Genomic DNA, 22589 nt, shown 5'->3' with positions numbered 1-22589 from the left:
GGAGTGAGCCGGAAGGAGGGTGCCGGCTTCAGCCGCGCTTCGCGGCGGGCTCGTCGACCCGCCCGCGGCGGTGCAGCGGGCGGGCCAGGACGCCGCCGAGGAAGCCGGCCACCGCACCCCAGAGCAGGCCGAGGCCGACCGTCCGCCACAGCACGGGGTCCAGCAGGACCTGCCCGCCGAGGGCGTCCACATCGCCGATGCCCAGCAGGGACAGCCCGTACACGGCGTGGATCCGGGCCAGCAGGCAGACCGCCAGGGTGGCCAGCGCGAGGGCCGCGCCCAGGTGGAGCGCGTGCTGCCAGGGCCGGACGTGCGCGGGGGACCGTACGGCCGCCAGCACGCCCGTGCCCAGCAGCAGGACCGCGGCCGCCACCACCAGCCACCACGCCCGCGGATCCCGCGCGGCGAGCGTCGCCACGTCCACCGGGGCCCCGTCGGCGTCGCGCAGCACCTCGTCCAGCAACCGCGGCACCGGCAGCCCGAAGGCCCCTTCGACCCGGGCCTCCCAGGCGCCGCCGAAGCCCAGGGTGAGCGCGATCCAGACGAGGTTCGGCAGCCCGAGCAGGACCACGGCGAGGGTCCGGCCGGCGTGCCCCTGGGTCGCGGCCACCACCAGGCCGACGACGACGCCGATCACCACGTAGGCGAGGAGCAGCAGAGTCGTGGCGAAGGCGGCCGGGCGTACCGCCGTGTGGAAGCGGACCAGTCCCGCCGGGAGCGGCGCGCGCCGGGACACCAGCAGCGCGATCAGCAACAGGCCCAGGATCCACACCAGTCCGAGCAGGAGGGTGGCGGGCACATCGGCGCGGAAGCCCACCTTCGGCTCGGCGTCGAGGAGTTCGCCGATCACCCCGAGCGCGGAGTCGCCGGTGGAGATGCCGAAATCCTGTCGGGCCACGGCCGCCGCCCCGGTCAGGGCGAGCAGCCACAGCACGACCAGCGGGACGGCCCGGCCGAGGAGTTCCCGGGGGCCGGCGACGGCCCGGTTGTGCAGCGGGCGCAGGAAGCACCAGCCGGCCGCGAGGGCGCCCGCCAGGCTCACCGAGAGCGGGAGCACCGACAGGCTCGCGTCGACGCCGGCCAGCAGACCGGCGTCGCCGGACACCTCCACCGTGCCGCCGGCCGCCATCACGACGACCGCGGCGAGCACCCGGGGGAACGCCCCCTCCGGAAGGTCGCCCGCGCCCGCGCACGCCAGCCCGGCCGCGGCGACCGCGATCATCGCCGCGAAGCCGGCCACGACGCTGACGAGGGCGTCGCGCCAAGCCCTCGCGGAGCCCCCGGACGATGCCGTTCCCGATGTCTGGCTCACCCTGCAACCGTGGCACTCCCGGCTTGCGGGCACCACCCGGATGGCGCACACAATGGTCCGATGGGAACTCCTCCTCCTGGGAAGAAGAGCCCGTGAGCACACATCCCTCCGGCAGGCAGCCGTCGTCAGAGCGACCTACCGGGCCGCCTTCCGGGCCGCTGTCGGGCGGGCAGCAGGTGCCTCCGCCCCCGCCGCCTACCGGGCCGCCGACCGGGCCGCCCGGTGGTCCGGCCGGTGGTCCGGCAGGCCCCGGCGGTCCGGGGCGGGGCAAGGGTCCTTGGTGGCGGTCCGTTCCACGGCTCGCCACCGCGCTCGTCGCGGTGGTGGCGGCCGTGGCCCTGGCGGTGGTGCTCACCCGGCCCGGCGGCCCCCCGAGCGCCGGGGCCGAGGTGTTCCTCCAGCCGGCTGCCGCGGCAGGCCCGGACCCCTTCACCGAGTCCACCGTCGTGAAGGAGGACGCGCCGCCGCCGGAGAGCCCGGCGCCGTCCCCGACCGAGCCCGGCGCCGCACCCACCACCCAGGGCGCCGCCACGGGCACCAGGAGCGTCAGCGGCTCCGCCCCGGGCGTGTACGGGGGCACCCAGGACGTGGCGAGCTGCGACGTCGAGAAGCAGATCAGGGTACTGGCCGCGGAGCCCGCCACGAACGAGGCCTTCGCGACGACGCTCGGCATCCGGCCGGCGGCGGTGCCCGCGTACCTGCGGTCACTGACCCCGGTGCAGCTGCGGCTGGACACCCGGGTCACGAACCACGGCTTCCAGAACGGCAAGGTCACCAGCTACCAGGCCGTGCTGCAGGCCGGGACGGCCGTGCTCGTGGACGACCGGGGCGTGCCCCGGGTGCGCTGCGCGTGCGGGAACCCGCTCGGTCCGCCGGTACCGCTCAAGGCCGCGCCGAAGCGCTACGGGCAGACGTGGCCCTCGTACCAGCCGGCGAAGGTGGTCGTCATCGCGCCGGCCGTCCAGCCCGTGAAGAAGATCGTGATCTACGACCACCAGAACCGGCACTGGTTCGAGCGCGACAAGGGCTACCAACAGGAGAGGAAGCCCGACCGGCCGATCCCGCCGCCCGTGGTCCCGACGCCGCCGACCACGCCGAGCCCGGTCACGCCGACGCGCACCGGGCCGACGCCGCCGACCGGGTCGCCGTCGAAGTCGCCCACGCCCACGGGGTCGAAGTCCCCGTCGAAGTCCCCCACGCACACGGGGTCGCAGTCGCCGTCGAAGTCCCCGTCGAAGACGCCCTCGGGTTCGCCGACGCCCTCGGGTTCGCCGTCCCCGTCGAAGACGCCCTCGGGTTCGCCGACGCCCTCGGGTTCGCCGTCCCCGTCGAAGTCGCCCTCGGGTTCGCCGACCCCGTCGAAGTCGCCCTCCGGATCCCCGTCGGTCTCGCCGAAGCCCTCGCCGACGCCGTCCGCGTCGGGCTCACCCACACCGACGGCCTCGGGGTCGCCCACCCCGTCCAAGCCCCCTTCGGGGTCACCGTCGGAACCGCCGACGCCGTCGGGTTCCCCCTCGGGGTCCCCGGCGGCATCGCCCTCGACCAAGCCGTCGCCGTCGCGCTCTGAGGCGCGTTCGCCCCAGCCGACCGACCGCACGCCCCCGCTGCCGTCGCGGACCCCGCCGCCGACCGACCGCACGCCTTCCCTGCCGGGCAGGCCTCCGGCCCCGCAGTCACCGGTGGCGCCGCAGCCCGATGGTCCGCCGCCGGCGGACCAGCCCCGCGAGGACGGGGGCGGAAACGGCGGAGACGGCGGAAACGGCGGGAACCGGTAGCCGGTCAGCTCCGGGCGCGGCGGGTGAGTGCCTCCCCCGTCGCGCCCACCGCCGCGCCGAGGGCGGCCGTCCGGGCCTCGGCAACCGCGTCGAGACAGCCGTGTTGGGCCACGACGAGGAAGAGCCGCTGTCGGCCCGTGCCGGTGATGGCGCGGCCGGTGCACTGGACGGTGCCACTGCCCCGGCAGAGCCGTAGGGGCGCGCCGTGTACGCGCGGCCCGGGGCCCCGGCGCCGCCGCCCCCGTCCTTGCCCAGCGCGGCGGAGAAGGAGGCGGTGGCCGTTCAGGTCGTCCCGCCGGACGACGCCTTGCGCCCCTGGACGGCCCAACTGCCGTGCGGGGCGGCGCCGGTGACCGCCGCGCACACCCCGGACCCGGTTTCGGGCGGGCCGTTCCGTACGGCGGCAGCGGGTACGGCAGGGCGACGGTGACGTCGGCCGGTGCTGCTCCGACTCGGGCCCGTCGAGGGCGGGTTGTGCGGCATCGCCCCCGTGGCGCGCCGCCCTCACGACACCGCAGCTCGCCGAGGCTCACTCCGCGGTCGTCGCGCCGCCCCTCGGGTGCCGGACCGAGCCTGGTCCGTCCCGGTGACCGGGCGGGCGACCCGAATGGATGGTCCATGCAACGGAATTGTGGGGATTCCGGCCGGGTGCGCGCGTGCGTTCAAGATGCCGATCGGCGGAGCCGTGATTAGTATCATCTGTAGGTAGCTGTGGCAACTGCGGGAATCGCACCCTTTACCCGCGGTGAATACGCCGGAGCGCGAGGCGTGCGGCATATCGCACCCGCCCACAGGGTCCGTGGCCCAACGAGGCCGCGTTGACCGGGAATGCGCGCAATTCAAAAGATCTGTACGGCCACAGGTGCAGCCGTGTACGTCCCTTTGCCGAGGAGGAAGAACAAATTTTCGTGCCATAGCAACGAGAAGGGTTCTCAACCATGCGAGCAATGAGAGTCAAGCGTCTCTTCGCGGCGTCCGCCATCGGCGTTCTGATGGCCGGCGGAGCCCTGGGAGCCGCAGGCACCGCCTCGGCGGCCACCCCCACCCAGCCCGTCTCCTACGTCAGCGGCGGCGGAGGCTGGGACCACGACAAGGGCGGCCACCACGGCTGGTACGACGACGATGACGACGACTACCGTGGCGGAGGCCACGGCGACTGCTGACACCGGCACACGCTGTGCGGCCCGCGCGACGGGCCGCACAGTGCCGTGTCCCGGTGCGCCGCAGCCACCCCGCCGGCCGTCCCGCAGGGACACCGGCGGGGGACAGTGAGACCCTGGCTGCATGGCCCGTAGGGGAGACGTTCCCGAGGTCGACTGGCCCGCGCGGCCGGACACGAGCCTTGCGCTCAACCGCATGGGCACGTTCGACTGGGACCTCGACAGCGGGCGGATGCACCTGGATCGCACCGCCCTCGAGGTCCTCGACCTGCGCCCGGACGAGTACAGCGGCACTCCCGCCGGGCTCCGCGCGCGCATCGCACCCGCCGAGGAGGCCCGGCTCGACTCCCGGGTCGCCCAGGCGATCAAGGACGGTCGGAGCCACTACGGGGCCTACGTTCGCAGCCGCCGCCGCGACGGGTCACCGGCATGGACCCACATTCAGGGGCACATCCTGCGGGACCCGGGCGGCCGCCCGTACCGCGTCATCGGCATCCTCCGCGACGCCGCCCACGACCCGGGCGAGCCCGGAGCCGCCGGGGAGCAGGACGAGGGACGCCGCCGGATGACCGGAGTCGTCGAGCGGACCACCGCCATCCTCGCCCACGCCCGCACCGTCAACGACGTGACCGACATCCTCAAGGACCCCCAGGCCCTCGGCCACCTCGGCGCGGTCAGCGTGATGCTGGGCGTCGTCGACGGGGGCCGCATCCACCTGGTCGCGGAGGGCCAGCTCGGCACGTACGTCCCCGAGATCGAGTACACCCGGATCGACGAGCGGTTCCCGATGAGCGTGGCCGTACGCACCATGCAGCCGGTCTTCATCCTCTCCCGGCAGGAGTTCCAGGACTCCTACCCGGAACTGTGGCCCTACATCGAGCCGCTGGCCGTCCACAGCGGGGTCTACCTGCCGCTCATCGCCCAGGGCCGGCCCATCGGCGCCCTGGGGCTGCTCTACCGGCGCGAGGGCGACTTCACCGCCGAGGAACGCAACCTGCTGATGGCGCTCGGCAGCGGCGTCGCCCAGAGCCTCCAGCGCGCCATCCTCTTCGAGCAGGAGCACGACCTCGCCGAGGGTCTCCAGCGGGCCATGCTGCCCCGCCGGATTCCGGCGGTGCCGGGCGCGATGATCGCCGTGCGCTACCGATCCGCCCGGATGGGGCGGGACATCGGCGGCGACTGGTACGACGTGGTCCCGCTCGGCGGCGGCCGGGTCGGGGTGATGATCGGTGACGTCGAGGGGCACGACACGGACGCGGCCGCCGTCATGGGGCAGTTGCGCATCGTGATGCGCGCGTACGTGGTCGAGGGCCACACACCCGGCGCGGCGATGGCCCGCGCCTCCTCCTTCCTGCGCGAACTGGAGACCGAACGCTTCGCCACGTGCACCTACGCCGAGATCGACCTCACCAGCGGAATGCTCCAGATGGTCCGCGCCGGCCACCTCGACCCGGTCGTCCGGCGCGGTGACGGCAGCTGCCACCGGATCCGGGTGGCGGGCGGCCTGCCGCTCGGCCTCCCGCCCCGCGAACCGACCGCGGCGGCAGGCTCCGGCTATCCCGTCACCAGCCTGGAACTACACCCCGGAGACACCCTGGTGCTGTGCACGGACGGTCTGGTCGAACGACCCGGAGCCGACCCCGACACCGGCATGCGCGAACTCATGGAGGCGATCCACAGCGGCCCCGCGGACGTCGAGGAACTCGCCGACGTGCTGTGCGACCTCGTCGGGGACTCGGGCGGCGGGGACGACATGGCCCTGCTCGTCCTGCGCCGCCGGGGTACGCCCCCCGGGCGCGGCGGCGGGCCGCTGAGCCACCGCCTGGAACCGGGCGACGCCGAGGCCCCGGCGCTGGCCCGGCACCTCGTCAGGGCGGCGGCCGCCGCCTGGGGCGCGCGTGACCGGGCCGACGAGATCGAGCTGGCGGCCGACGAGCTGATGACGAACGCCCTGGTCCACACGGACGGCGGCGGCCACATCAGCATGCGGACCACTGCGGAGGGCCGGATCCGGGTCGAGGTCGAGGATTCCAGCAGCGCCCTCCCGAGGCGGCGCGACGCGGACGACTGGGCGGTGTCGGGGCGCGGCCTGATGCTGGTGGAGCAGCTCGCGGACGAGTGGGGCGTGGAGCCGCGGGGCGGCGGCAAGTGCGTGTGGTGCGAGTTCGTCGTGGATGCCGAGCAGAGCACCGGCGAGCCGTCCTGAGGGGGCGTCCGCGTCCAGAGGTCGTTGCGTACGGGCACGGCCGCGTCGCCCGCGGCGCACGGCGGGAGCGCAGCTCCTTGCCCGCCGGCGGAGCCGGGTCGTCTCGCGCGGGCTCGTGACGCTCCGCACGAGACGGCCCAGGGCCCGCCCGGCGATTCGCCCGGGGCCGTACCGCGGTGGACACGGGCCCGGGTGAGGCCGGCGTACGCGGGGGAACCGCGTCCGGGGGCCCGAGCGGCGTCCCGTAGGCGACGGGCCGTCCGGGACCTGCGACCGGTGGCCCGAGCGGGGGTCCCACAGGCGACGGGGCCGTCGGGGCGGGGTCCTGGGAGGGCTCGGGCCGGGGAATCGGCCGTGCCGCCGGCCCGGGGGTCCGGCGGTGGACACGGCCGCGCGCTGCGGGACGCAGCCGATGCCGCCGGCCGCCCCCGGGGGCCTACAGGCGTACCAGGGTGACCTCGGTGGCCTTCACGCTCGTCCATACCGCGCAGCCGTCGGCCAGGCCCAGCTCGGCCGCCGCGTCCGGGGTGATCTCGGCGACCAGGTCGGGCGCCTCGGGCGACGCGATCAGCACGCGCAGCCGGCTGCCCACCGCGGTGATCTCCCGGACGGTGCCCGGCCACACGTTGCGGGGGCTGCCGCCCGGGCGGTCCCGGTGCACCGACACCGCCTCCGGGGCGATGATCGCCAAGGCCTCGGCCCCGTCGGGCAGTGCCTCGGCGACCACCAGGCGGCCGCCCGCCGCGAGGGCGAGGCCGCCGCCCGAGGCGATGCCCGGCCAGGCGTTGCGGCCGAGCATGCGGGCGACCCACGGGGACCGCGGGTGCCGGGAGACCTCGGCGGGCGGCGCGTCCTGGAGGGCCCGGCCGTCGGCCAGTACGAGGACCCGGTCGGCCAGCGACACCGCCTCGACGGGGTCGTGGGTCACGATGAGGCAGACCCCGCCGAAGCCGGCCAGGTGCGTGCGCAGGGTGTGCCGTACGCGGGCCCGGGTGGTCTGGTCGAGGGCCGCCAGCGGCTCGTCCAGCAGCAGGAGCCGCGGGCGGGCGGCCAGGGCCCGGGCGAGGGCGACCCGCTGGGCCTGGCCGCCGGAGAGCTGGGACGGCTTGCGGTGGGCGAGGTGGCCGACGCCCAACCGGTCCAGCCAGGCCTGGGCCTCGCGGCGGGCGTCGGCGCGCGGCACCCGGCGCGCGCGCAGCCCGTACGCGGTGTTCGCCAGCGCGCTCAGATGCGGGAACAGCGCACCGTCCTGCGGGACCCAGGCCACCTGCCGCTTGTGCGGCGGCAGGGCGGTGACGTCGGCGTCGCCGAGCCGCAGGTCGGCGTGGGCCCGCGGGGTGAGGCCGAGCAGGGCCCGCAGCAGGGTGGTCTTACCGGCGCCGTTCTCGCCGACGACGGCGATGGTGGTGCCCGGTTCGGCCTCCAGGGTGAGGCGGTTGAAGCCGGTGACGGTGGCGTGCAGGGGCCAGTGCTGTACCGGCTGTGCGGCGTGACCCGCGGACTCCGTCGGCGGGAGGCCGGCCGAGGCGGTGTCCCCGACCGGCTCCGCGGCGGGGGAGGGTGCCTCATCGGGGGCCGGCCGCGACACGGTGACCGCCCCGCGGCCGACCGGGGCGCCCGTCCAGCGGCCGCGCAGCGCGATCAGCACGGCCATCGCGATCGCCAGGAGGAGCAGCGAGACCGAGGTCGCGGCCTCGGGCCGGTCCTGGAGCAGCAGGTACACCTGGAGCGGCAGGGTCTGGGTGGTGCCCGGCAGGTTCCCGGCGAAGGTGATGGTCGCGCCGAACTCGCCCAGGGCCCGGGCCCAGGTGAGGGCGGCGCCGGCGACCAGACCGGGCGCCACCATCGGCAGGGTCACCGTGAAGAACACGCGGACCGGCGACGCGCCGAGGGAGGCCGCGGTCTCCTCGTAGCTCTGCTTGAGGCCGCCGAGGGCGCCCTCCAGGCTGATGACCAGGAACGGCATGGCGACGAAGGTCGCCGCGACGACGGCGCCCGAGGTGTGGAAGGGCAGGGTGAGCCCGAAGGAGTCCTCCAGCCAGGGCCCCAGCAGTCCGCGGCGGCCGAAGCCGAGGAGCAGGGCGACACCGCCCACCGTCGGCGGCAGCACCATGGGGAGCAGCACCAGCGAGCGGACCAGCGCCTTGCCCTTGAACCGCACCCGGGCCAGCAGCCAGGCCAGCGGCACGCCGAGGAGGAGGGAGAGGCCCAGCGCCCACAGGGAGACCAGGAGCGACAGCTTCAGGGCCTCGACCACGCCCGGGCTGCCGAGGTGTTCTCCGAGGTCGCCCCACGGAGTGCGGACGAGGACCCCGATCAGCGGCAGCAGCAGGAACGCCACGGCGAGCAGCGCGGGCAGCGCCAGGGCCACCGGGGGCCGGGTGCGGGTACGGAGTCTGCTCACGGGACTTCCTGGCTGGGACGGCGTGGTGGGCCGGGGAAAGGGGCGGGCGGCGCAGGGGTGCAGCGTATGACGGGCCGGGAGGCGGACGCGGGTACGCGCGGGCGGGGCGGGCACACGCGTGGGGCGGGGCGGGTACGCGCGGGCGGGGCGGGTACGCGCGGGCGGGGCGGCATGCGCGGAGGGGCTGTCCCTCCCCCCGGACCGGACAGCCCCCGCGCCTCTTCGGGGCAGGCGTCGCCGGCTACGGCTGCTGGAAGCCCGCGTCCTGGAGGATCTTCTGCGCCTCGGGGGTGCTCAGCCAGGCCACGAACGCGGCCGCGGCGTCGGCGTTCTTGGACTGCTTCAGCGTGGCGGCGGGGTAGGAGGCCACGGCGTTCTGCTCGTCGGGGATCTCCACGGTGACGACCTTGTCGCCCGCCTTGGCGGAGTCCGTCCTGTAGACGAGGCCGGCGTCCGCCTCCCCCAGCTCGACCTTGCTCAGGACGGCACGGACGTTGGGCTCCTGGGAGACCGGCTTCACCTCGATCCTCTGGGCGTGGAGGATCTGCTTGCTGTAGCGGCCGACCGGCACCTCGGGCGCGGCGAGCACGACCTTGACCTTGGGGCCGGCGAGGTCCCTGAGCTCGTCGATCTTGAACGGGTTGCCCTTGCCGGCCGCGATGACCAGGCGGTTCTTCGCGATGATCTTGGCGTCGCCGGTCTCGGCCTTCAGCCCGTCCATGGTCCTGGTGTCGGCGGTGACCAGCGCGTCGGCCGGGGCGCCCTGCTTGACCTGCGCCGCGAGCTCCTGCGAACCGGCGAAGGAGAAGGTCACCTTCGTGCCGGGGTGGGACTTCTGGTACGCCTCGCCCGCGGCCTTGAAGACGTCGGTGAGCGAGGAGGCGGCCAGGACGGTGAGGTCGGCCCGCGACGCGGCGGACGCCGACGGGGCCGCCGAGCCGGAGTCGGAGGCGGCGGGCTTGTCGTCGCCGCTGCCGCAGCCGGTCAGGGCGGCGAGCAGGGCGGCGGACAGGGCGGCAGCGGCGGCGGTGCGGCGGCGGATCGGCGTCGGGGGCATGGGCGCAGGCTCCTCGGTCGGGTCGGCGGCCGGCCCGGTGCCGGATCCGCTCGGTGGTGACCCGCGCCGGTGACGGGCGGAGCGGGTGGGGACGGTTCGATGGTGCTGGGCGGCGGTGTGGGTCGCGGGCGGGCGTCTGTGGTTCAGGCGCGGTCGACGTGCACGCTCGTGGACTTCACGCGGGCGGTGGCCCGCATGCCGACCTCCAGCCCGAGCTCCTCGGCGGCCTCGCGGGTGAGCAGGGACACCAGGCGGTGCGGACCCGCCTGGATGTCGACCTGGGCGCAGACGTCGCCGAGCCGGACGGCCGTGACGATGCCCGGGAAGGCGTTGCGCGCCGAGGTGTACGGCTCTGCGTCCTCGGCGTGGGCGCCCTGCCCGACCTCCACGGAGAAGGCGGCCAGATCACGGCCGTTGACCAGCCGCCGGCCGACCTCGTCGCGATGGGTCACGACCCGGCCGGCGTCGGCCCAGCGCCGCGCGGTGTCCGGGCTGACGCCCAGCAGCCGCGCAGCCTGTCCGATGGTGTAGGACTGCATGTGCGACACGGTAGGCGCACGTGTGGCGCATTTGCAATTCTCTTGGGGGGATCACCATGGTAGGTGCCAAGGGCGTTGGTGCATCTGCCAAAGGCGCGGGAAAAGTCGTTCCGTCCCGCGGGGGCGGGATCGCTAGAGTCGGGGCATGGCAGATGAGGTATCGGGGACGGAAACGGGCACGGTGCGGGTCGACGCGTGGATCTGGTCCGTGCGTCTGACCAAGACCCGCTCGATCGCGGCGACGGCCTGCCGGGCGGGCCACGTGAAGGTCAACGGGGAGCGCGCCAAGCCGGCGCAGGCGATCCGGGCGGGGGACGAGGTACGGCTCTTCCATGCCGGGCGCGAGCGGATCGTCGTGGTCAAGCGGCCCGTGTCCAAGCGGGTGGGTGCGCCCGTCGCCGCCGAGTGCCTGATCGACAAGAGCCCGCCGCCGCCGACCCCGGTGGAGGCCGCGGTCGTCGGCATCCGCGACCGGGGCACGGGCCGCCCCACGAAGCGCGACCGCCGCGAGATCCAGTCGCTGCGCGGACGCTGACGCCCGCCGGGCCCGCGGCGCCCCGGGGGTTCGGCCGGGCCCGCCGATCCGAGGGCAAGCCCTGCGGCCCGATGGCAGCGGCGCCGCCCCCGATCGCAGGACTGCACCGCGCCGTCCGGCCGCAAGGGTCCGTGGCAGCCGCAGGAGCGAGCCGCGCGTCGTCCGGCTGTACGGGCGCATGGCGGCCCAGGAGTGCGCCGCACGGCCCGCACGCCGCAGGGGCCGCGCGCCCTCCGGCTGCACAGGCCCGCGGCGGCCTGGGAGTGTGCCGCGCGTCGTCCGAATGCATGGGCCCATGGCGGCCCGGGAGTGCGCCGCACGTCGTCCGAATGCATGGGCCCATGGCGGCCCAGGGGGGGGCCGCCCGGGCCGCACGCCGCAGGGGCGGCACGTCGTCCGGCTGCACGGGCCGCGCGCTGCACGGGCCGCGCGCCGTCCGGCTGCACCGGCCCATGGCGGCCTGGGAGTGTGCCGCGTGTCGTCCGGCTGTACGGGCGCATGGCGGCCCAGGGGTGCGCCGCACGGCCCGCACGCTGCAGGGGCCGCGCGCCGTCCGGCTGTACCGGCCCGTGGCGGCCTGGGAGTGTGCCGCGTGTCGTCCGGCTGTACGGGCGCATGGCGGCCCCTTGTGGCCCGCGGCAGCGTCGCCCGGGTCGCCGGCGGCGAGGTCGGGGCGCTCATCGGTCGCCGACGGCTTCGGAAAACCGGGCCCACGCCGGTGTACTCAGGACGCGTCGCGCCTTCGCCAGCCGTTCCGGCCGGCCTCTGGCCCGCCCCTCCTGGCTGTCTGGGCCCCCGGTTTCGGTCGCCCTTCTGGGCCGCCGGTCCTGGGCGTCCGTCTCGGTCGCCGGTCCCCGGCCGCTCGTCTGGGCCGCTCGCCCTGGCCGCTCGTCTGGGCCGCTCGCCCTGGCCGCTCGTCTGGGCCGCTCGCCCTGGCCGCTCGCCTTGGCCGCCCGTCCCGGCCGCTCGCCCCGGCCGCCCGTCCCGGCCGCCCGTCTCGGGCGCGGTGCGGTCGGCCGGTCGTCCTGTTGACTCTCGCGGAGCGGTCTTCGGACGGTGGCCCCGGAGGAAGGGCGGCTCAGACCTTGCGGTAGGCGTACGCCTCGGCGGCGGCCTCCGCGACCTGTGCCAGCGGGGCGCCCGCGGACGCGGCGACCAACGCCGCCACCGCGCCCTCCACGAACGGGGCGTCCACCAGCCGCGCATCCGGCGGGAGTTCGTCCTCCAGCAGCAGCGCCTTCACCGTCAGCACCGAACTCCCGAGGTCCGCGATCAGCGCCACCCCGGCCCCCCGGTCGACCTCGCGCGCGGCCGCCACGACCCGCTCCGCGCTCGTGCCGAGGCCGCCTGCGGCCGTCCCGCCGGCGGCTGCCACCGGAGCCACCGGTCCGCCCGCCGCCAGGCCCCGCGCCAACTCCGCCACCGACTCGGCGACCGGCGCGCTGTGCGAGACCAGCACCACCCCCACCAGGGCCGGCAGCGTACCGCCGTCGCCATGTCCACCCGTCACCGTGCGCCCTCCACCCGCTCCGCCGCGTCCGCGAGCGCACCCATCAGCAACGCCGACGAGGTCGCGCCCGGATCCTGGTGTCCGATGCTGCGCTCGCCCAGGTAGCTGGCCCGCCCCTTGCGGGCCTGCATCGGTACGGTGGCGAGGGCCCCGTCCTGCGCCGCGTCCGCCGCCGCCCGGTACGACGTGGCCAGCGCGGCCACGCCCGGCAGCAGCGCGTCCAGCATCGTCTTGTCGCCCGGCGCCGCCCCGCCCAGCTGCGCCACCGCGCCGACCCCCTTGTCCAGGGCCTCGCGCAGCTCCTCGTCGGACACCTCGGGCGCCTCCCCGAGCTCCTTGCCGGTACGGCGCAGCAGCATCCCGTACAGCGGTCCCGACGCGCCGCCGACCGTCGAGATCAGCGTCCGCCCGGCGAGCTGGAGCACCGCGCCCGGTGCTGCCGGGCCCTCCGCGTCCAGAGCGGTGCGCACCGCCGTGAACCCCCTCAGCAGATTGCTCCCGTGGTCGGCGTCCCCGATGGGGGAGTCGAGCTCGGTGAGCCGGTCCGCCTCACGCTCCACGACGGCCGCGGCGGCCGCCATCCAGTTCCGGAAGAACTCTGCGTCACGCACCGGATCTCCTCGCCTCGCGTCCGCCCGGCCAGTCCTCCCGCCACCATAGATCAGCGCCCCCGCCGCGGCGCCGCCTCCGTACGGGGACGTCGACCGCGCAGACGCCGCCCGCCCCGCCCGTGCGCAGAAACGGTCAATTGGCGCCGCATGCGATCAACCGGAAGCGCGAGATTCGGCCACGTGGTCGGATGTCTGCTTCTGCGGGATTCGACGAGTGCGAGGCGCAGCGTGGCAGCGACGACTGAAGAGCCGTTCAGGGCTCTGTTGGAAGCGGCACCGGACGCGATGGTGATCGTGGACGACTCCGGGGTGATCCGGCTGGTGAACGCACAGACCGAAGCCCTCTTCGGCCATCCCCGGCGGGAACTCCTGGGCCGCCACATCGAGATCCTGGTCCCCGAGCGGTTCCGCGGCCAGCACCCGGGCCACCGCGTCGGCTACGCGGCCAGCCGCCAGGTCCGCCCGATGGGCGCGGGCCTGGAGCTGTACGGGCTGCGCCGGGACGGACGCGAGTTCCCCGTGGAGATCAGCCTGAGCCCGCTGGAGACCCCCGAAGGCCTGCTGATCTCGGCCGCCGTCCGCGACGTGAGCGAGCGCAGGGCCGCCGAGGAACGCTTCCGGGCCCTGCTGGAGGCGGCACCCGACGCGATGGTGATCGTCGACGAGCGCGGCGCGATCCAGCTCGTCAACGCGCAGACCGAGGCCCTCTTCGGATACGCCCGGGAGGACCTCCTGGGAAGACCCGTCGAGGTACTCGTACCGGCACGGTTCCGCGGGCACCACTCCGACTTCCGCCACGGCTACTTCGTCAACCGCAAGACCCGCCCCATGGGCGCGGGCCTGGAGCTGTACGGACTGCGCCGCGACGGCGGCGAGTTCCCGGTCGAGATCAGCCTGAGCCCGCTGGAGACCCCCGACGGCACCCTGGTCTCCGCCGCCATCCGCGACGTCACCGAACGCAAGTCGGCGGAGGAGATGCTCGCCAAGCTCTACGAGCAGCAGCGCCACGTCGCGCTCACCCTCCAGCGCAGCCTCATGGGATCCCCGCCGGACGTACCGGGGATGCCCACGGCGAGCCGGTACTTCCCGGCCCGGCAGGGGGCGGGGGTGGGCGGCGACTGGTTCGACCTGATCCCGCTGGGCGGCGGCCGGGTCGGCGTGATGGTCGGCGACGTGATGGGGCGCGGCCTGGACGCCGCCGCCGTCATGGGCCAGCTCAGATCCGCCTCCCACGCCCTGGCCAAGACCGGGATGCCGCCCTGGCAGCTCATGCGCGCCCTGGACGCCGTCGTCAGCGAACTGCCGGACCAGTTCGTCACCTGCTGCTACCTCGTCGTCGACGCCGATTCCGCCGAGATCACCATGTGCTCGGCCGGACACCTGCCGGTCCTGCTCGTCGCCCCGTGCGGGGAGGTCACCCGGCTGCCCGTCGAGGTGAGCGTGCCGCTCGGGGTGGGGGAGGTGCCCCACCACGAGACCCGGCACACCGTCGAGCCCGGATCGGTGCTCGCGCTCTACACGGACGGCCTGGTCGAGACGCCGGACAGCGACATCGAGGGCCAGGTCGACGGTCTCGCGGCCGCGTTGGAGAAGGCCGTCGCGACGACGGACAGCCTGGAGGCGGCCGCCGACCGGCTGCTGGGCGAACTGCTGCCGGAGGTCGACGAGAACCCCGACGACGTGACCCTCCTGCTGGTCCGCATTCCCGACACCCCGGTGACCTCGCAGAGCATGCTCCTCGCCGCGGACCCGAGCAGCGTCGGCGCGGGGCGGCGGTTCCTGCGCTCCACCCTCGCCCTGTGGGGCAAGGACGACGACCAACTCCGCGACACGGCCTGCCTGCTCACCTCCGAGCTGCTCTCCAACGCCGTGAACCACAGCTGCGGACCCGTCCGGCTCCGCCTGCGCCAGGCCGGCCGTGAACTCAGCGTCGAGGTCTGCGACGGCAGCCCGGTCCTGCCGCAGGCCCGCTTCGCCGCCCCCGACGCCGAGTCCGGCCGGGGGCTGCTCCTCGTCGACTCCCTCGCCGCCTCGTGGGGAACCCTCCCCACGGCCGAGGGCAAAGCCGTCTGGTTCTCGCTGCCCCTGCCCGCCCCACGCCCCGCACCCCCCTCGGACCGGCCGGCCGAAGGCGCGGCCTGCGGGAGGCCGGCGGACCCCCGCGCGACAACCAATCCCCGCGCGACAGCGGATCCTTGCGCGAGAACGGACCCCCGCGCGAAAACGGACTGAGCCCCGCGGCGGCCGCGTGATCGAATGGGCGGGTGAACGGCCGTGACGGAAAGGGTCCCGCTGTGTCAGATACGCCCCCGCCGAACGTGTGGGCCGCGCCGCCCGCGGGCGCTCCGCGACGGCCGGTCCCGGCGCAGGGATGGCCGCCCGCCCAGGGCGGTCCCCCGTACGCCGCCGGGCCCCCGCGACCGCCGACCGAGACCGCGCCGCCCGGCAGCGACTACCACGAACAGGCCCGCAACGGACGGCAGAAGGCGCCGCAGCGCCTGGGGGAGTTCCTCCTCGTCGTCGTGGGGAACCTGGCCGTGCCGCTGGTCGTCGTCGCGTTCGGCGCCCTCGCCTGGTACGTGCTGGGGCTGGACTTCGCCCCCGAGGACGGCGACCGGATCCTGGCGGACCCGCTCGCCGACGAGGCACTCGCCCTGCTCTCCATAGCCACCGGCATACCCGTCGTGCTGCTCGCCGTCCGCTGGTGCGGCAGCCGCCCCGCCGGCACCGCGGCCTCCGTCGTGGGCCGGCTGCGCTGGGGCTGGCTGGCACGCTGCGCGGCGGTGGCCTTCCCGCTGATCGTGCTCCAGATGGGCGGGCTGGCACTGTGGGGCTATCTCAGCGACGGCGAGGAGTCGCTCGCCGGCGACTTCCCCGGCTGGTCCGGCTTCGCGCTCGCACTCGTCGTGCTGTGGGCGCTGATCCCCTTTCAGGCCGCGGCCGAGGAGTTCGTCTTCCGGGGCTGGCTCGCCCAGTTCTTCGGCGGGTTCCTCAGGTCCCCCTGGCCCGGCACCGTCATCGCCTCCGCCCTCTTCGCCGCCGCCCACGGCTTCGGCGAGTGGTCGGGCTTCGCCCTGCTCTTCTACTCCGCCATGTGGTGGGGGTGGCTGACCGTCCGCACCGGCGGCCTCGAGGCCGTCATCGCGGTGCACGTGGCGAACAACATGACCGCCTACGCCATCACCGCCGCCCTGGGGCAACTGGCGGAATCGGGGAACGCGGCGGACGCCCCGTGGCAGGCGCTCGTCCTCGAACTCGTCGCCGCACCGGCGTACTGCCTGCTGATCGCGAAGCTCGCCACCGCCCACGGCGTCCGACGCCGCAGCCCGGCAACGCCCGCCGGCAGTGCGGAGCCGGACGGGCGTGCGGAGCCGGCCGGGTAGGCGCGGCTCACCGGCCGGCGGGCGATCCGATCTCCACCACTCGGGCCCAGGACGGCGTCCGGTCCGGCCGGTAGTGCGGATCGTCCTCGTCCCACCGGGGGGCCCGGGCACGGGAGAAGCGGCCCACCACCACCCGGCAGGGCGGCCGGACGGCGGGCCAGGCCGTGTGCCCGTCCGTCAGGACCACGATGACGTCGGGCGGGGGACCCGACCGCAGTGCCCTGGCGAAACCCGCGCGCAGATCCGTACCGCCGCCACCCAGCAGCGGAATGCCCTCGCCCTGGCACAGCGGGTGCACGATCCGGGCCGCCGCGTCGCACGGCACGACCGTGACCAGGTCGCGGCGGCCGCCCACGGCCTGGGAGATCGCGGTGACCTCCAGGAGCGCGCTGCCCAGTTCGGAGTCGCTGACCGACCCGGACGTGTCGATCACCACGCAGACCCGCGGTGGCCTGCGCCGCAGACTCGGCAGGACGACACCGGGCAGTCCGGCCGAGCGCCGGGAGGGACGGCCGTAGCCGTAGTCCTCCCCGGCGCCCGTGCCGGACGCCGCGGACCGGACGGCCGCTCCGAGCAACTCCCGCCACGGCTGCGGCGGGTGGAATGCCTCCTGCGCCCACCGCTTCCATCCCTTCGGGACGGTCCCCGGCCGTCCGTCGATGCCCTGCGCCACCCGGAACCGGATCCCGTCCTGCTCCTGCTCGCTGAGGCCGTGCGCGCCGTCCGGCCCGAGGTCCCACTCGCGCTCCATCCCGTCGGCGCCGCTGCCGCAGTCCAGCCACACCAGGCCGTCCGTCCGCGGTCCGAGCCCGAACCGGCGCAGGTAGTCCTCCATCAGCTCGCCCCCGGACAGGCCCAGGTCCTGCGGGGTGACGGCGCCCGCGGGCCGGAGCAGCCCGTCGCCGAACACGTCGTCGTTGATCTCCAGGTCCGCGGCGATGTTCATCCGCAGCCGTGCCCCGGGGCCTTCCAGACCCTGCAGCCGCGCGGCCCGGTCACCGCGCCCGTGGTGGTCGCGCAGCAGGTGCGACACCTCGTGGACCCACACCCCGGCCAGTTCCTCCACCGGCGTCCGGTCCACGAACCCCGCGCAGACGTAGACCCGCCAGTACCGGTCGACGGCCATCGTCGGCACCTGCCGCGACTCCACGGTGTGCAGGGCGAACAGGGCCGTCGCGAGGTACGGCCGGACCCGCGCGGCGTGCAGCCGCGCGGTGTAGAGCTTGTCGAGGTCCAGCGCCCCCGGCGCCCCGGCGCTCACCGGCGGGCCCCCGCGGGGACGCCCGTACGGACCGCGGTCCGCTCCGCCGCCCGATCCGCGCGCCGGGACAGGTCCACCACCCCGGCGAGCCGCTCGATCGCGGCCGGCACGTCCCACTCCTCCCGGCGCAGTGCGGCCAGCGAGGTCGCGGGGACGACCACCAGGTCCGGAGCGCCCGTCTCCAGCGCCCGGACCATGATCGCCCACGCCGCGTCCCAGCGGGCCTTCTCCGGACGCCGGTTGACAGCCGCCACGATCCCGTCCAGTACGGCCTGGCGCTGGTCGCCCCGCTCGGGCAGGTCGGCGCCGTCCGGGTCGGCGAGCAGCACCTCGGGGTCCGGGAGTTCCATCCGGTCCAGCGCGGCGAGCAGTTCCAGCGCCGGACCGTCCCCGACGGTTCCCCTGACCAGCATGGAGAGCACCTCCCTGGACGCGCCGGCCGCGGTGGCGAAGGCGATCAGGCGCAGCGTCATGTCCCAGCTGCGGGGCGACGGCCAGGCACCGCCGCGCCGCGACTCACCGGAGGGCAGGCGGTGCACGAGCGGGGGCCGGGTGGTGAGGAACCCGCACACCGCACGGCGGGCGTGGTCCACGGCGGCCGGCAGCGCCTGCGCGTCGAGGCGCGGCAGGGTGGCCCGCGGCCAGGTCCCGCCGAGCCCCCGTACGACGACCTCGTGGTCGTGGGTCCACTGGAGGTGGACGAACCGGTTCGCCAGCGGCGGGCTCAGTTCCCAGCCGTCGGCCGCCGAGGACCGCGGGTTGGCGGCCGCCACGATCCGCACGCCGGGCGGCAGTTGCAGGGCGCCGATCCGCCGCTCCAGTACGAGGCGCAGCAGTGCGGCCTGCACGGCCGGGGGTGCGGTGGACAACTCGTCGAGGAAGAGCAGTCCGCGCCCGGCCCGTACCAGGCGCACCGCCCAGTCCGGCGGGGCCATGGGGACGCCCTGCTCGGCGGGGTCGTCGCCGACGACGGGCAGCCCGGAGAAGTCGGACGGCTCGTGCACGCTGGCGATGACCGTGGTCAGCGGCAGGTCCAGGGTGGTGGCGAGCTGGGTCAGGGCAGCGGTCTTGCCGATCCCCGGCTCGCCCCACAGCAGGACGGGCAGGTCCGCGGCGACGGCCAGGGTGAGGGCTTCGAGCTGGCTGTCGGGGCGCGGCTCGGTGGTGGTCGCGCCGAGCAGGGCCAGCAGCTCGCCGGCGACGTCGAGCTGGGAGAGCTGGGAGGGGGCGGGCAGGTCCATGGGCATGTGTGGTCACCTGTGGGGTTCGTCAAGGGTGCGGAAGAAGGGTGCGGGCGCGGCGCGGCGTGGCGCGCGGCGGTGGGGCGGGCTCCGGCCGACGTGCGGAGTCCCGGGGGCTCAGGCGGCCCGGCGGTCGTGCCGGGAGCGGCGGGGCTTCGGGGGGAGGCGGTCGGGACCCGGTCCGGCCAGGCCCGCGCGGAACAGCCCGTAGGTGATCCGCCGTCGGGCGGCCGCCTCCAGTTCGTCCAGCAGGGCACCGGGGCGCACCAGCGCGGCCGGGCCCAGGAGGCCTTCGACGACGGCCAGCGCCCCGGCGATGTCTCCGTGGTCCAGGCGTTCGCGGACGCCGGTGAGGCAGTCCGGTCGGCGGTGGGCCGCGTCGATGGCCCGGAGGCAGGGCAGGGGAGTCCCGGACAGGGCCGCCAGCAGTTCCTCGCGCCGCACCTCTGCCGGGTCGTGGTCCAGCGGTGTCAGCACCCCGTCGACGAGGCCGATGCGATGGCGGGCTCCGCGGCATTCGACGAGGCCAGGCCGGCCGGGACCCGGTGCCGGGTCCGGGCTCCGCGACGGCGCGGCCGGCGCATGCTCCGGTGCCAGGGCGGCGGCGACCAGCGGGTGCAGCCGGTCGGCCGTGAGGGAGCCGGTGCGGAGCAGTTCCAGGTCGGGGAGCACCCGGGCGGCCGCGTCCGGCAGGACGGGCAGCGCGTGGGCGCTGCCGTCCGCGGGGGCGGCCCCGATCCGCAGCGACGGCGTCCCGGCGCCGGGCCCGTGCCCGTCACCGTGCCCGTCCGCGACCAGGTCCAGGACCAGCCGGCGCCGCGCGCCGAGCCGGACCGTGACGCTGCCGGTGTCCCGTCCCTCGGCCCGGAGCACGATCCCGGCCTCGGCGGCCCACCGGCCGACGGCGCAGCGGTGCTCCGGCGGCAGGGCTCGGGCGAGTTCCCGATCCGGTCCGGGCGGGTCGTCGCAGGGCGGCCGGTCGGCCCCGGAGCGGGCCCGCAGCTCGGCCGCCCTGCGCGCGTCCCACAGGTGGCGGTGCAGGTCGAGGCGGAAGCGCCGGTCGGGGCGGGGCCCGCGGCGGGGATCGGCGCCGACGGCCCCGGACCCGGAGCGGGCACCGTCCCACAGCGCGAGGCTGATGCGCTGCCCGCCGTCCGCCCAGGCGGGCGGGGTGCGGGCCACGAGGTGCACCGGGGGCGCGGTGTCCCCGGTCGCGGCGGTGTCGTAGCGGGCCAGGGTGAGGGTCAGGCCCGGGCGCAGCAGCCCGTCCGGAGCGACGCGGGGCATGTGCCAGCGCAGCAGGTCGGGAGCCAGGTGGCGCAGGTCGGCCCGGATCCGGTCCGCGAGGTCGCGGCCGTGCGAGCGGGCCAGGCAACGCAGGTTGAAATCGACGTCGAAGCCTGCGGCGGCGCACGCCGCGGACCAGTCGCCGGCGTGCCGGCGGGCGGTCGCAGTCTCGATCATGGACGCCGGCACGGCGTACTCGCGTACGCGGAGCCAGAGGGCGAGGCGGGAGTCCCTGTTCGCGGTCCGAGTGAGCATCAGCACTCACCTTGCGCGGTGGGGACCTCCGATCCGTGAGCGGAACGGGTGGTGGTCATCGCGGTGATCGTAGCGATCCCTGCCGCGACCGGCGAGGGGTTTTCCGGTCGGCGCGGTTCGGACCGGGCCAGTGGTGGTGGTGCCGGTCGATGACGTAGTGGTGGCCGTGCAGCCAACCGCCGCCGGCCGGACGGGCGTCGGCGAGGTGCGGATGGCCGGGCGGCAGGTCCGGGTGTACGTGGTCCAGCCGGTCCGGGTCGCGGACCGGCCAGAGCGCCGCCGCGGCGGCGGTCGCGCCCAGGGCGACGGCGCCCAGGGCCGCGGCGGTCACCGGCAGGCCGGCCCACGGGGCGAGCCACCCGGCGAGCGGGTAGGTCAGGAGCCAGCAGGCGTGGGAGAGGGAGAACCGGGCGGCGAAGGCGGCGGGCAGGTCCGCATCCGCGGTGGAGCGGCGGACCACGCGCCCGCCGGGCGTCAGGACGGCGGAGCAGGCCGCTCCGATCGCCGCCCACGCCACCAGGAGCGCGGGCCAGGACCAGGCGCCCGGGGTGGTCGCGGTGAGCACGGCCACCGCGGCGAGGACCACCGGGAGGGTGGCGGCGGCGCGGAGCATCACGGCTCGGTCGGTGGCGCGCCGCAGGAGCCGCGGCAGGGCGAGCGCGGTGAGCACGGACCCGGCCCCGTACGCGCCGAGCGCCACCGAGACCGCGCCGGCGGGGAGGTCGAGGTGGCCGCGGACGGCCGCGACGGTGTCCACGAAGACGACGGCTCCGGCGGCGGCGACCGCCAGGTCGAGGGCGAGCAGGGCCCGCAGCCGCGGAGTCGCCCGGAACAGGCGGGTGCCGAAAGCGGCCTTGGCGTGGATCTTGCCGGTCCGCCGGACGGGAGCGGGTCGGGGCAGCACCGTGGCGGTGACGAGCGCGGCGGAGGCGAGGAAACCGACCGCGGTGCCGGCGAAGAGCCGGTCGTAGGAGACCACGGTGAGCAGCGCCGCGGCCAGGACCGGGCTGAACAGGCTCTCCAGGTCGTAGGCGAGCCGGCTCATCGACAGCGCCCGGGTGTAGTCCTGTTCGTCGGGCAGGACCTCGGGGATCGTGGCCTGGAAGGCAGGGGTGAAGGTCGCCGAAGCCGCCTGCAGCAGGAAGACCAGGAGGTGGACCTGCCACACCTCGGTGACGAAGGGGAGGACCAGTGCCGCGGCGGCGCGGGTCAGGTCCGTCGCCGCCATGAGGACGCGCCGGGGCACCCGGTCGGCGACGGCCGTGACCAGCGGTGCCACGGTCACGTAGGCGATCATCTTGATCGCCAGGGCGGTGCCGAGGACCGCCGGGGCGCCGTCGCCGGCGAGGTCGTACGCGAGCAGGCTCAACGCGACGGTGGCGAGCCCGGTGCCGACCAGGGCGACGACCTGGGCGGTGAACAGGCGGCGGTAGGTGCCGTTGCGCAGAACCGACAGCACGGCCGGCGCGGCCGGTGCGGAGGGCGCGGAAGGAGAGGACGGCAACGGCGGCCCCGTTCCGGTCGGCGGATCGATGACGCCACTCCAGCGTAGCCAACATGTGCGTACCTATGCACGCATCCGCCGCGGTCCGATCGGACGGGTTCAGTCGTGCGGAGGGAGCGAGCCGATCTCGTGGTCGGCGACGTTCATGGCTTCGTCCACCAGCCGGCGCAGGTGCCCGTGGCGCAGGGCGTAGACGACGCGGCGCCCGTCCTTGCGGGTGGTGACCAGACCGGCGAGACGGAGCTTGGCCAGGTGCTGGCTCACGGAGGGACGGGCCGCCCCGCACGCCTGCGTGAGCGTGGTGACGTCGGCCTCGCCCCGTCCGAGCCGCTCCATCAGCGCCAGGCGCGTACGGTCCGCCAGCAGGGCCAGAACGGCCGCGGCGACCTCCAGCCGGTCGCCCCGCACCTGCGCATCCTGCGCACCTGTCGGGCGCGTGCCTGAACTCATGCGGACATCGTAGGGCGGCCGGTGCGCGAGGCGTGCGCCGCTGCGCACGCATGCGAACGTGCACGGGCTCCGCGCCCAGGGGGTCGCGGAGCCCGTGCA

The 22589-nt window shown here is 75.7% G+C and carries 16 protein-coding genes and 1 pseudogene; 6 read left to right on the top strand and 11 right to left on the bottom strand.

The window, feature by feature from the left end; translation table 11 throughout:
* Positions 1 to 28 precede the first annotated feature (28 nt).
* Positions 29 to 1312, bottom strand: a complete 1284-nt coding sequence (locus tag AVW11_RS25120) for a streptophobe family protein (RefSeq protein ID WP_076046064.1) — start codon at positions 1310 to 1312, stop codon at positions 29 to 31.
* 92 nt (positions 1313 to 1404) lie between these two features.
* Between AVW11_RS25120 and AVW11_RS39125 the strand changes: the two are divergent.
* The 3 genes and pseudogenes from AVW11_RS39125 to AVW11_RS25105 form a co-directional block, all read left to right on the top strand.
* Positions 1405 to 2682: pseudogene (locus AVW11_RS39125) on the top strand (DUF6777 domain-containing protein); the annotation flags it as partial.
* A 1352-nt stretch (positions 2683 to 4034) separates the two neighbouring features.
* Entirely contained in the window at positions 4035 to 4250 is a 216-nt protein-coding gene (locus tag AVW11_RS25110) for a hypothetical protein (protein WP_060180313.1), read from the top strand.
* A gap of 121 nt (positions 4251 to 4371) precedes the next feature.
* Positions 4372 to 6453 (top strand): SpoIIE family protein phosphatase, encoded by a 2082-nt coding sequence (locus AVW11_RS25105; protein WP_076046062.1) that lies wholly within the window; start codon positions 4372 to 4374, stop codon positions 6451 to 6453.
* A 436-nt stretch (positions 6454 to 6889) separates the two neighbouring features.
* Here the strand turns inward: AVW11_RS25105 and AVW11_RS25100 are convergent, their stop codons facing one another.
* From AVW11_RS25100 to AVW11_RS25090, 3 genes are all read right to left on the bottom strand, one after another.
* A complete protein-coding gene (locus tag AVW11_RS25100) occupies positions 6890 to 8857 on the bottom strand; it encodes an ABC transporter permease (protein WP_076046060.1) in 1968 nt (655 codons plus the stop codon).
* Positions 8858 to 9098: 241 nt separating this feature from the next.
* Positions 9099 to 9914 (bottom strand): molybdate ABC transporter substrate-binding protein, encoded by an 816-nt coding sequence (gene modA / locus AVW11_RS25095; RefSeq protein ID WP_076046058.1) that lies wholly within the window; start codon positions 9912 to 9914, stop codon positions 9099 to 9101.
* A gap of 143 nt (positions 9915 to 10057) precedes the next feature.
* On the bottom strand, positions 10058 to 10453 hold the full coding sequence (locus AVW11_RS25090; RefSeq protein ID WP_076046056.1) for a TOBE domain-containing protein: 396 nt from the start codon (positions 10451 to 10453) through the stop codon (positions 10058 to 10060).
* A 145-nt stretch (positions 10454 to 10598) separates the two neighbouring features.
* Between AVW11_RS25090 and AVW11_RS25085 the strand changes: the two genes are divergently transcribed.
* On the top strand, positions 10599 to 10988 hold the full coding sequence (locus tag AVW11_RS25085; RefSeq protein ID WP_076046054.1) for an RNA-binding S4 domain-containing protein: 390 nt from the start codon (positions 10599 to 10601) through the stop codon (positions 10986 to 10988).
* Between the two features lie 1078 nt (positions 10989 to 12066).
* Here AVW11_RS25085 and AVW11_RS25080 read toward each other — a convergent pair.
* Together AVW11_RS25080 and dhaL are read right to left on the bottom strand one after the other, a co-directional pair.
* Positions 12067 to 12498: a PTS-dependent dihydroxyacetone kinase phosphotransferase subunit DhaM gene (locus AVW11_RS25080; protein ID WP_225884593.1), complete on the bottom strand. Its 432-nt coding sequence runs from the start codon at positions 12496 to 12498 to the stop codon at positions 12067 to 12069.
* A complete protein-coding gene (gene dhaL / locus AVW11_RS25075) occupies positions 12495 to 13109 on the bottom strand; it encodes a dihydroxyacetone kinase subunit DhaL (RefSeq protein ID WP_060180308.1) in 615 nt (204 codons plus the stop codon). The genes AVW11_RS25080 and dhaL overlap by 4 nt, the downstream gene beginning before the upstream one ends.
* 228 nt (positions 13110 to 13337) lie before the next feature.
* Here dhaL and AVW11_RS25070 point away from each other — a divergent pair, with 228 nt between their 5' ends.
* Positions 13338 to 15341: a PAS domain S-box protein gene (locus tag AVW11_RS25070; protein ID WP_225884591.1), complete on the top strand. Its 2004-nt coding sequence runs from the start codon at positions 13338 to 13340 to the stop codon at positions 15339 to 15341.
* A gap of 62 nt (positions 15342 to 15403) precedes the next feature.
* Entirely contained in the window at positions 15404 to 16492 is a 1089-nt protein-coding gene (locus tag AVW11_RS25065; RefSeq protein ID WP_240528259.1) for a type II CAAX endopeptidase family protein, read from the top strand.
* Between the two features lie 7 nt (positions 16493 to 16499).
* Here the strand turns inward: AVW11_RS25065 and AVW11_RS25060 are convergent, their stop codons facing one another.
* The 5 genes from AVW11_RS25060 to AVW11_RS25040 form a co-directional block, all read right to left on the bottom strand.
* Positions 16500 to 17753 (bottom strand): vWA domain-containing protein, encoded by a 1254-nt coding sequence (locus AVW11_RS25060; protein WP_076046050.1) that lies wholly within the window; start codon positions 17751 to 17753, stop codon positions 16500 to 16502.
* The gene (locus AVW11_RS25055) at positions 17750 to 19000 is read right to left on the bottom strand and encodes an AAA family ATPase (RefSeq protein WP_381788318.1); all 1251 of its coding nucleotides are present in this window, start codon (positions 18998 to 19000) and stop codon (positions 17750 to 17752) included. Before AVW11_RS25055 ends, AVW11_RS25060 begins: the two co-directional genes overlap by 4 nt.
* 111 nt (positions 19001 to 19111) lie before the next feature.
* Entirely contained in the window at positions 19112 to 20536 is a 1425-nt protein-coding gene (locus AVW11_RS25050) for a hypothetical protein (RefSeq protein ID WP_076046048.1), read from the bottom strand.
* A 55-nt stretch (positions 20537 to 20591) separates the two neighbouring features.
* Positions 20592 to 21995: an MFS transporter gene (locus tag AVW11_RS25045; RefSeq protein ID WP_079070822.1), complete on the bottom strand. Its 1404-nt coding sequence runs from the start codon at positions 21993 to 21995 to the stop codon at positions 20592 to 20594.
* Between the two features lie 144 nt (positions 21996 to 22139).
* On the bottom strand, positions 22140 to 22490 hold the full coding sequence (locus AVW11_RS25040; protein ID WP_030848840.1) for an ArsR/SmtB family transcription factor: 351 nt from the start codon (positions 22488 to 22490) through the stop codon (positions 22140 to 22142).
* Between the last annotated feature and the right edge of the window lie 99 nt (positions 22491 to 22589).

It is taken from the genome of Streptomyces amritsarensis (genome assembly GCF_001953875.1).
Taxonomy (GTDB): domain Bacteria; phylum Actinomycetota; class Actinomycetes; order Streptomycetales; family Streptomycetaceae; genus Streptomyces; species Streptomyces amritsarensis.
The sequence above is the reverse complement of the archived record's forward strand: the minus strand, read 5'-3'. Positions and strand labels throughout refer to the sequence as shown.